This is a genomic window from Microbacterium sp. (genome assembly GCF_049661145.1).
GTDB lineage: Bacteria > Actinomycetota > Actinomycetes > Actinomycetales > Microbacteriaceae > Microbacterium.
Window position 1 is genome coordinate 1 of sequence record NZ_JBASZT010000300.1, and the last position, 9,923, is coordinate 9,923.

Sequence of the window (9,923 nt, forward strand, 5' to 3'; positions counted from 1 at the left end):
GCGTCGTCGAGAGCCGCGGGCGCGCCAGCAGCTGCCACAGGTCGTTCGTGCCGCCGCCGATGTCGCCGCCGACGAGGGCGGCATCCCACGCCTCCAGCGCCGCCGGCGTCCAGACGTGCCGCGCCAGGATGCGGTCGCGAAACCCGGGTGCGAAGTGCTCGATGCGTGACTCGATGAGGGCGGTGGCGTCGCCGGTCCACCCGTTCGGCACGTGAATGTACGCCCACCCGGTGTGCTTGCCGGCCGGAGCTCGCGACGGGTCGGCGACGGTGGCCTGCACGAGCAGGACGTACGGCTCGGACGATACTCTCCCGCCCGCAACGGCCGCCTCGGAGGCGATGACCTCCGCGGCCGCGCCGCCGAGATGGACGGTGCCGGCGTCTGCGAGCGCCGGGTCGGCCCAGGGGATCGGCCCGTCCAGCGCCCAGTCGACCTTGTACGCGGCTGGACCGTACCGCCACCGCTGCAGCCGTCGTCGGTACCGCGAGGGCAGTCGGTCGCCTGCGATACGCGCGAACTGCCCGGCATCCACGTCGAGGATCGTGATCTCCGCGCTCGGGAGTTCGGCGAGGTCGGTGACCCGCATGCCGGTGACGACCTCAGCCCCGAGCGCGCGGAGGCGCGCGACGAGCTCATCGACGAGCCGACCCGATCCGCCCTCGACGACGGGCCAACCGACGCCGTGCGCGAGAGCGCCGAGCACGACGCCGAACGCCGCCGATCCCGGTGCGGTCAGCGGCCGGAACGAGTGGGCCGCGAGGCCGGCGAACAGTGCGCGCGCGGGCTCCTCCTGAAAGACGACGCGGGCCAGCAGCGCCGCCGGCGGCGCGCCATACAGCCCGAATCGCGCCAGGGTGAGAGGGGCTCTCGGCGGCAGATGGGTCACGTCGAGCACGGATGCGGCAAGGTCGGGCCAGTGAGCGCCGAAACTGCCGACGGTGCGTGACCAGCGGGCACCGTCGCGACCGAGGTCGGTCGCGGTGTGCCGGTGCGACCGGTGCAGGAGCACGGACGCCCCCGGGTTGACGGCATGACCGAGCGGCATGGACGGATGGACGAAGCGCGCGGTTTCGGTGCTTCCGGAGGACTTCCGTAGCGCTCGCAGCGCGGGCGAGGCGAGCCCGAGGGCGTGCACGGTGGCGCCGATGTCGTGGATGAAGCCAGGCAGCGTGCACTCCTCGGAGCGCAGAGCGCCGCCGGGGCGTGCCGCCGCCTCGACGACCGTCACTCGAAGCCCGGCGCCGGCGAGCACAAGCGCCGCGACCAGGCCGTTGAGCCCCGCGCCCACCACGACGGCATCCGTGTCGTTCATCCGTTCGCCTCCGCCCAGAACTCCCCGATGAGCGCGGCAGAAGCCTCCGGCGCCTCGAACGGCGTCAAGTGACGGGTGTACGACACCGTGACAGTGCGGCTTCCTGGCAGGGCCGCCGTCACCGCGGCTGACTGCGCCGGGGTCCAGAACTCGTCGTCGTCGGCGTTCACCCACAGCGAGGGCGCGGCGATGCGCGGCAGCATCGGTTCCAGGTCGGGGCGCCGTAGCGATACCGCCCCGATCGCGCGAGCGACGCCCGTGCGATCGGCCCGCACGAGGCAGTCGTCGAGGTACGCCCGGGCCGCGGGGTCGGCGCGTGAGGCCGGCGACAGCAGCTTCTCGGCAATCACCCGCCGGATCGGCGGCAGCGGACCGACCACCCGGAATGCACCGCGCAGGGCCGCCATCATCACGCGCTCCTTCGGGGCGAGTGGCCGCAACGGCGCGTTGCACACGACGAGGCTGCGCACGCGCTCGGGATGCGTTGCCGCAAAGAGGATGCCGACGTGCCCGCCCCACGCCGAGCCCACCCAGTCGACGGGCCCGCGTACATCGCTCTCGTCCAGGGTGCGCAGTGCGAGGGCGACGCAGTCGCCGAGCGAGAGGTGCCGGGATGCCGGAGGTCCGCCGACGTGCCCCGGACCGCTGATCCGCACGAGCCGGCGGGTGGCGGCCAGGTGCGGTGCAACCCCGTCCCACATCCGGTCGTCGACCAGCAGGGAGTGCCACAGCACGGCGACACCCTCGGCATCCGGCTCTGGAAAAGTCATGGTGTCGTCCTCGTCCACACACCGACGCTCGTGGGCTGCAGGGTGCGGTCGATCGACTCCAGCAGCTCGGGTGCGGCGCGGCCGGGGTCGGCGTCGGAGCGCACGTGCTCGCCGAATGCCTCGACCACGCGTTGCGCGTCGTAGCGCTCGCGGTCGAAGGCGCGGTCGAGGCGGTGCTGCACCCACCGCAGCGCGGGCAGGAAGGCGGCTGCCGCCGCGAGTGTTGCGAGCGCGACCGGCAGCGCGGGCTGGTGAGGGAGCAGCAGCGAGATCGACGTCACGACGCTCGCATACACCGCGACGGCGAGGGCCGTGACGACGACGTACGATACCGTGCGCGAGACGACGCGTCCGATCTCGTAGAGCCCGTACCTCGTGATCGCGATGCCGATTGTGACGGGGATCGCGTTCACCGTGGTGGAGAACAGGATGTTGACGATCAGCGGCAGCTGGTCGCCCGGAAGAACTTGGCCGATCGCCAGTGCTGCTGCGGCGATGCCGACGCCGAAGGCGAACCACCGGAACTGAAGGCGTTCAGCACCGTCCGCGCGGCGCCAACGCCCCCCGAGCTCGAGGAGAGAAACCACCAGCAGCAGCGGAATGACCAGGAAACCGTTGCCGCGAAGCAGCAGATCTGCCAGCGGTTGCAGTGCCGAGACCGCCCAGGGGCTGACCTGACCGGTGAGCTCGTCGGGCGCCGGGTCGATGACCGTCAGGGTGATGACTGCGACGAAGACGGCTGCAGTTGCAGAGGCGATGATGCGTCCGGCGCGCGTCTCGATGCGTCCGCGCGGGAAGACGAGCACGAGGAGCGGGATGAGGGGCCAGACCGTCATCCCCACGAGTTTCGTCACGACGGTCATGCTCGGAGGTGCGGAGCTGCCCGCTTGGCTGACATACACGAACAGCCCGCAGTACAACCCCCACAGCATGCCCACGGCGAGGAGCACACGCCCGACCCCGTTGCGCGGGCGTGCGGTGAGAATGACCGCGCCCACGATCGGGAATCCGCTCCACGCGGTGAGGACCCAGTACCAGTTCGAGCCCGCCGCCACCAAGATCGGCAGGCTGGCGAGCACGAAGAACAGCGCGACGAGTGTCCAGATAAGGATGCGGCGGATCATTGCACGCCTTTCGCGACCCACAGGCCGACGGATGCCGGTTGCAGCGTGCCGTCGACGGCATCGAGCAGTGCGGGCGCGGCTGTGAGCGGGTCCGCGCCGTCGCGCAGGTGGCGGCCGAAGTCGTCGACGACGGTTTGCGCGTCGTACGCCGAGCGGTTGAAGCGGCGGTCGACGACCCGTCGCACCCAGCGAAGCAGCGGCAGGAACGCCGCGGCAGCGGCGAGGGTCGCCACCGCGACCCCGACCGACGGCAGCCGCGGGAGCAGTGTCGTCAGCCCGACGACGAGCCCCGCGTAGATGCCGATCGTCACGATGACGACGATCGCGTACGACACCGCGCGGGAGATGATGCGGTCGATGGAGTAGAGCCCGTAGCGCATGACGGCGACGAGGATGGATGCCGGGATGAACGCGTAGCTGAGTGAGACGACTCCGGTGCTCAGCGCGAGGACCCAGTCGTCCGTCGGCGCGGTGGCGCTGCCGACCCAACTCGTCAGCAACAGTACGATCGGCACGGCCGCGCCGAAGAACACCCAGCGCAACTGAGCTCGCTCGATCGCGTCTGTGTGCCGGTATCGCACGAACAGCGATGCCAGGGACCCCACCATGGCAACTCCGAGCGGTAGGAACACCAGCAGATATGCCAGGCCCGCGAGCTCACCCCACGGCAGCACGATCGGATTCGCGATGCCGTAGCCGACGGTCGAGACGTCGGGGAACGTGCTGCCGGCCACGATGGCCCACGCGATCGCGACGACCGTGAGCCACGAGAACCATCGCCAGCGCGGCGAGGGCGGTTCACCGGTGGGAAAGCGCAGCGGAAGCTGCGTCATGAGCAGGCCCACCGGAAGCGCCCACGCCATATTGGCCTCGGAGTTGCCGCCACCAAGGAGCAGGAACCAGGCGGCGAGGTCTTCGTTCACGGGGATGAGGGCGACGCCGGCGACAAGCAGTGGTGGCAGGATCGCGAAGGTGAGCGGTATCGCGAGCATGATCCAGCCGAGGGAGATGAGCGGCCGTCGCCACGCCAGCATCCATCCGCCGAACAGGGTGACGAGAAAGAACACGCCGATCCCGATGGTGGCGTAGAGCGATCCCCACGTTGCTTCGTGTGGTGGCTGAGTCGGATCGGCGGGGACGAACATCGCCGTCACCGATCCGATGATGCACACCGCGCCGGCCACGTGCGCGAGCCACGCCCAGCGCGGCCGCTCGGCCGACGGAGCGGCTGCATTCCGCGTGATGCCGCTCATCGCACCCACACTCCGATCGTGGTCGGCTGCAGCGCCCGGTCGAGCGCCCCGGTGAGTTCCGGCACCGCGACGTCGGGGTCGATCTCGGTCTGCAGGCGCTCGCCGAAGCGGTCGACGACCTGCTCGGCGTTGTACCGCGCTCGGTCGAACCGTCGGTCGAGCCAGCGCTGCACGACGCGAAGTACCGGCAGAAACGCGGCAGCCGCCACGAGCGTTGCCGCGGCGACCGGCAGCGGGTTGTCGGCGGGCATGAGCGACCCCACGCCGACGACGACCGCGGCGTAGATCGCCACGATCGTCAGTAGCACGAGCGCGTACGCGATGGTGCGCGAGACGACCCGCCCGATGTCGTACAGCCCGTGACGACTGACAGCGATGTAGATCGCGATCGGAATCGCGTTCGTGCCCACGACCGAGAACTGCTGCGCCGTCTGCAACACCGTTGAGTCGGGAACGAGCGCGGCGCCGAGTCCGGTGCCGATCATGATGAGCACCGTCACGCCGATCCCGAAGAACAGCCATCTGTACTGAAGCCGTTCCGAGCCGCTCGAACGAGTCCAGCGCACGGCGACCTCGACCACCGAAGCCACGAGCACCACGAAGAACGGAACGATCACGGTGGCATCGATGTACAGTGCAGCCGCATCCTGCAGGAGGGGCACCGCAAACGGGTTCGCACGCCCGGACGTGAGGCGGTCGAGCACGAGCATTGCGGCGGCCGCGAGCACGACCAGCACGATGCAGGCGATCAGCAGCATCCGCCCTGCTCTGGTCCGCGGGCGACCGGACGGGAACAGCAGCGCGAACAACGGCAGCGCGCCCCAGCCCAGCCAGGCGAACGAGCCGGCGAGCGCCTCGGCCGCGGGAGACCCGCTCAGGTTCAGCGCCGTGCCAGCGATCATCGACAGCCCCATGCCGTACAACAGCCATCCCATGCCATTGCGCGGTTGGGTGCTGAGGATGAGCGCACCGACGAGGGGATAACCGGTGAATCCGATCAGCGGTGTCGGCTCGCCGAGCAACACGAGACTCGCCGTGGCAATGGTGATGTACGCCGCGACCCCCACCCACAGCAGAAGGCGCAGCCACACCATCCTCCTGCCGACCCCTGCCGTCACCGTCATCCCGTCCTCAGCCCCGTCTCAGCGCATGCACTGCGTTGCCGATGACGACGCCGCGGAACACGTTCGTCCAGTTGCGCCAGATGAACCGTCGGTCGAGGCACACCGACCGCTCTGTGGGCTCCACCCCGGTGACGCCGTGCTTGGCGGCGATATTGCGCAGCGTCTGCTTCCAGTGCTCGGCCTCTTTGCGCGCCCCGAAACCGAACATCAGCTGCACCACCGGGTCGTACGGGCGCAGCAGCATCCGGATCTCCGCCACCGTGCCGCTGGCGTCGTCCTCCTCCGCGGAGAAGGTGATCATCGCCCCGAACATGTGGCCCTCGGGCGTGATGTACGAGAACGACGTGTCGTCTTCGTACATGACGAGGATGCCGGTGCTCAGCCCGACCGTCGTCAGAGGCGTCACGTCGCCCGCCTGGATCGTCGCCGTCGAGTGGAACACCGCGCCGCGCGGCCAGAACTCGCCGAAGTGCGCCTTCCAGTCGGCGACGAGCGCCTCGGGGGTGATCGCGTCGCCGAGCGCGATCGTGAAGGTGCGGTCCCACAGCCGGCCGAACCCCTGGTGCGGGCCGGCGACGCGCTTGCCCTCGAGGTTGAACGCCTTGTCGCGTGCTCCGGTTGCGTGCAGTCTCTCGACCGGCTGTGCCCAACGCCCTTCCGTGTGGACATCGTCTACGCGGCGGGTGTCTTCGGGGCCGGTGGGCCGGGGCTCCGGCATCGCACCGCTCATCTTGGCCACCTCATACCTTCAATGCCGTCTCGAGGTCGTCATACAGCCCGATCGCCTCGTCGAGTCGGGTCAGCTGGAAAATCTGCCGGTAGTGCGTGGTCAGGCCGACCGCGGCGACTGTCTGGCCGCGGCGCTGCGCCCGCACGAGCAGTGTTACGAGCAGGCCGATCCCGCCGCTGTTCATGTAGTCGAGCGCGCCGAAGTCGAGGATGAGGCGGGTGGCCCCGGCATCCGTCAATCGGTCGTGTTCGGTCATGAGTGGCAGCTCGCAGGCGCTGGTCATGTCGCCGGCGATTCTCAGGGCGGCAGCGCCCGAGCCGAGCTCGGTGGTCGTGAAGATGGCGGGACGAACAGGCATGGGACTCTCCTTCCGGTCTAGGCTCGCTGGGAGTCAGCGAGCGGATTCGTCGATGGCGATGAAGTCGCTGAGGCGGGTGATCTCGAAGATGTGCCGGTAGTGCGGGGTCAGGCCGCGCGCGTGCAGCGTGGTGCCGGCGACGCGGGCCCGAGAAAGCAACCCGACGATCAGGGCGATCCCCGTGGAGTTGATGTATTCGACGGCGGCGAAGTCGAGCACGACGTCGGTCGGCGATGAGGACGCCGCCTGCGTCCAGGCCTCGTCGAGGCCGGCTTGCGCCTCGCGGTCGACGCGGCCCGTCATCCGGATCGTCGCGCGGTCGCCGATGACCTCGGTGGATGTCTCGATGCTCATTGGGCGTCCCCTTCTGGGAGTGTCGTGCGCATGGTGAGGCGCACGATGTGACGATCGCCGTCGGCGAGTTCGTCGACGTCATCGACGAGGCTCCGGGTGAGGAACAGTCCCCAGCCGCGCGCCGACTGGAGGCCAGCGAGTTTCAGGTCGAGATCGGGGATGTCGGCGGGGGACTGGCGGCCGCGCCCGAAGTCGCCGATCTCGACGACGACCGCTTCGGCCGTCCGCCGGACGGCGACTTCGCAGTCGAGGCGCGGGTTGGCACGGTTGCCGTGCTCGATCGCGTTCATCGCGGTCTCGCTCACCGCGGTCTTCAGCGCGTCGAGTCGATCGTCGGGCAGGGCCGATCCCACCGCCGCCGCGACCCGATCCATCACTTCGCGTTCGTTGCCCAGCTCACTCGGCACGGCGAATCGCACGGTCGCAGTGGCACTGCGCTCGTCGCCACCGAAGTCACCCCGATGCAGCGCGACGAGAGTGATGTCGTCCTCCTGCTCCGCCTCACCCTGGAACGCCGTGAGCGCCGCCGTGACCCGACGCACGAGGTCGCTGCTGCCGGTCGCCTCGCGCACGACGGCCTCGGTGCGCGGATAGTCGAACATCTCGCCGACCGCGTCATGTTGTTCAGTGATGCCGTCGCTGTACAACAGCAGCAGTTCGCCCGGCGCGACGGTCGTCGCCACCTCGTCGTAACGGCTGCCCGGCAGCAGCCCGAGCGGCATGCCGCGAGCCGACAACTGGTCGACTTCTCCGTCCCGCCGGCGGATGTAGGGAAGGTTGTGGCCGGCGTTCGCGAACGTCATCGATCCTGTGGCCAAGTCGAGGACGAGAGCGAGGCACGTGACGAACATGTTCGCCGGGATCTGCGGCACGAGCAGGTTGTTGACACGGTGCAGCACCTCGCCCGGACCGACGCCCTGCACCGCGGCGGCGCGCAGCAAGGCGTGGGTGCTGGCCATGACGAGTGCTGCGGGCACCCCCTTGTCGGTGACGTCGCCGGTGACGATCATCACCCGCCCCGCGCCGAGATCGATGACGTCGTAGAAGTCGCCGCCCACCGTGCGCGCCGGAAGGTAGACGGCGTCGAGGTGCCAGCCGCCGAGGTCCGGCAGCTCGGTCGGAAGGAACTGCTGCTGGATCAGCTGCGCCACGTGCAGCTCTTGCTCGATGCGCTCGCGGTCCCGGGCCTGCTGCTCTTGCGTGCGCATCAATTGACCCAGCCGCAGGGCGGGTGCGGCGTAGCGCGCCAGGGCGTCGAGCAGGCGCAGGTCGCTGCGCGCGTAGCCGCGCTCGGAGCGTCGTGGACCGAGCGCAAGGATGCCGACGAGCTCGCCGCTGGCGATGAGCGGGACGACCAGGGCGACCCCTTGCGCTCGCATCCGCTCCGTCGCCGGTGTCGTCGGCAACGCCGAGACTTCCACGGGGCCGGCGGCACCGACGAGGTAGTCGAGGACGGTATCGGCCGCGTCGATCTCGATCGCGATGCGCTCAGCGATCGGTGTGTGTTCCGCCCGCGCGGTGCGGCGCGCGGTGCGCCGGTCGGCGCGGCTGGACGTAGACGTGACCCGAGACATGCACTGAGCGTGGCAGAGCGGCGTTCCGGCAGCGTTACGGTTATCGCTGCCGGGGTGCGAACGGTGACGGTGGGCGCTACCGTGGCGTCATGCTCGAACTGCGCTGGTTCGGCGCGCCCCAGGTGTCCGCCGACGGCGTCGCCGTGCGATTCGACACGCGCAAGGCCGTGGCCCTGCTCGCTTACGTGAGCGTCACGGGGCGCCCGGTGACGAGGGATGCGCTCTGCGAGCTGCTCTGGCCAGACCTCGATCGGGTTCGTGCGCGTGCGGTCCTGCGGCGCACTCTGTCGGTCGCGGCGAGCGCCGTCCCGCAGCTGGTCGTCGCCGGTGACACCATCGCGCTTGCGCGCGCCGGCATCCGTTGCGATGCGACCGAGTTCCGCGACGACGTGGACTCCGACGATCCGGCACGATGGCGACGAGCGGCGGACGCCGCCGGTGCCGCCGGCGGGGGGTTTCTCGAGGGGTTCGCGCTGCGCGATGCGCCGCCGTTCGAGCAGTGGCAGGCCGCCACAGCGGCTGGTCTGCGCGACGACGTCTCGCTCGTGCTGGGCATGCTGGTCACCGAGGCCGAGCGCGCGGGGCGGTTCGCGGATGCCCTCGGTTACGCCCGACGCCGAGTCGATGCAGATCCGCTGGCCGAGCCGGCGCACGCGGACCTGATCCGCCTGCTCGCAGTGCAGGGCGATCGTTCCGGAGCCTTCACCGCGTATCGGCGCCTTGTCGAGGTGCTCGACAGCGAGCTCGGCATCGCGCCGTTGCCGACCACCCGCGCACTGCTCGACGAGGTGCGCCGCGGAGGGGCGCGGTCACGTGGCGTCACGACGGCCTCGGTGCCTGTCCGGAGCGAGGGGCGGAGCGAGGAAGCCGCTGCCGTACGGCGTTCCGAACTCGAGGACGAAACCGCCGAGGTGGAGCATTTCCGGGATGCTGTCGAGTCACGCCTGGCCGGCGTGGGGGCGATGACGCGGCAGGTGCTCGAAGCGCTGGTCGCGCTCGGCGGTGAGAGCGACGCCGAGCTGCTGCGTCGGGTCGCGGGTCGCACCGTCGCCGAGACGGCCCAGGCGATCATCGAGGCGGAGCGTGCCGGGCTGGCGGTATCGGGCGCGGTGGCCGACTCCGCGGCGGACTCCGGTGTGGATCCCGTGGCGGCGAGGAACGCCCTGCCGGGCGCGGTCGCGGCATCCGTCACCGAGGCCGAGTCGGTCCGGGTCGCGCACGTGCTGGTCCAGACCGTCGTCGGGGGAACGCTGCCGCTGGCGCGTTTGCGCCTGCTGCACGGCCGTGCCGCCGAGGCGCTGTCGGTGCGCGCGGGGGCGCAGCC

General features: G+C 70.2%; 10 protein-coding genes. 1 reads left to right on the forward strand and 9 read right to left on the reverse strand.

Going from position 1 to position 9,923, the window contains the following annotated elements:
• From WBP48_RS12690 to WBP48_RS12730, 9 genes are all read right to left on the reverse strand, one after another.
• The coding region (locus tag WBP48_RS12690) for a phytoene desaturase family protein (RefSeq protein ID WP_424440965.1) at window positions 1–1,312 on the reverse strand (1,312 nt) is incomplete at its 3' end.
• A complete protein-coding gene (locus tag WBP48_RS12695; protein ID WP_424440967.1) occupies window positions 1,309–2,082 on the reverse strand; it encodes an alpha/beta fold hydrolase in 774 nt (257 codons plus the stop codon). The genes WBP48_RS12690 and WBP48_RS12695, both read right to left, overlap by 4 nt.
• A complete protein-coding gene (locus WBP48_RS12700) occupies window positions 2,079–3,206 on the reverse strand; it encodes a hypothetical protein (protein ID WP_424440969.1) in 1,128 nt (375 codons plus the stop codon). Before WBP48_RS12700 ends, WBP48_RS12695 begins: the two co-directional genes overlap by 4 nt.
• Window positions 3,203–4,459, reverse strand: coding sequence for a hypothetical protein (locus tag WBP48_RS12705; RefSeq protein WP_424440971.1), 1,257 nt, complete (start codon window positions 4,457–4,459; stop codon window positions 3,203–3,205). Before WBP48_RS12705 ends, WBP48_RS12700 begins: the two co-directional genes overlap by 4 nt.
• The gene (locus WBP48_RS12710; RefSeq protein WP_424440973.1) at window positions 4,456–5,583 is read right to left on the reverse strand and encodes a hypothetical protein; all 1,128 of its coding nucleotides are present in this window, start codon (window positions 5,581–5,583) and stop codon (window positions 4,456–4,458) included. Before WBP48_RS12710 ends, WBP48_RS12705 begins: the two co-directional genes overlap by 4 nt.
• A 7-nt stretch (window positions 5,584–5,590) precedes the next feature.
• Window positions 5,591–6,313: a hypothetical protein gene (locus tag WBP48_RS12715; protein WP_424440975.1), complete on the reverse strand. Its 723-nt coding sequence runs from the start codon at window positions 6,311–6,313 to the stop codon at window positions 5,591–5,593.
• Window positions 6,314–6,323: 10 nt separating this feature from the next.
• Complete coding sequence (locus WBP48_RS12720) at window positions 6,324–6,671, reverse strand: STAS domain-containing protein (RefSeq protein WP_424440977.1); 348 nt, start codon at window positions 6,669–6,671, stop codon at window positions 6,324–6,326.
• Window positions 6,672–6,704: 33 nt separating this feature from the next.
• Window positions 6,705–7,025: an STAS domain-containing protein gene (locus WBP48_RS12725; RefSeq protein WP_424440979.1), complete on the reverse strand. Its 321-nt coding sequence runs from the start codon at window positions 7,023–7,025 to the stop codon at window positions 6,705–6,707.
• Entirely contained in the window at window positions 7,022–8,599 is a 1,578-nt protein-coding gene (locus tag WBP48_RS12730; RefSeq protein ID WP_424440981.1) for an ATP-binding SpoIIE family protein phosphatase, read from the reverse strand. The genes WBP48_RS12725 and WBP48_RS12730 overlap by 4 nt, the downstream gene beginning before the upstream one ends.
• A gap of 89 nt (window positions 8,600–8,688) precedes the next feature.
• On the opposite strand from WBP48_RS12730, the gene WBP48_RS12735 reads away from it, so the two are divergent.
• Window positions 8,689–9,923 (forward strand): AfsR/SARP family transcriptional regulator (locus tag WBP48_RS12735; protein ID WP_424440983.1); only part of this gene is annotated, 1,235 nt, incomplete at its 3' end.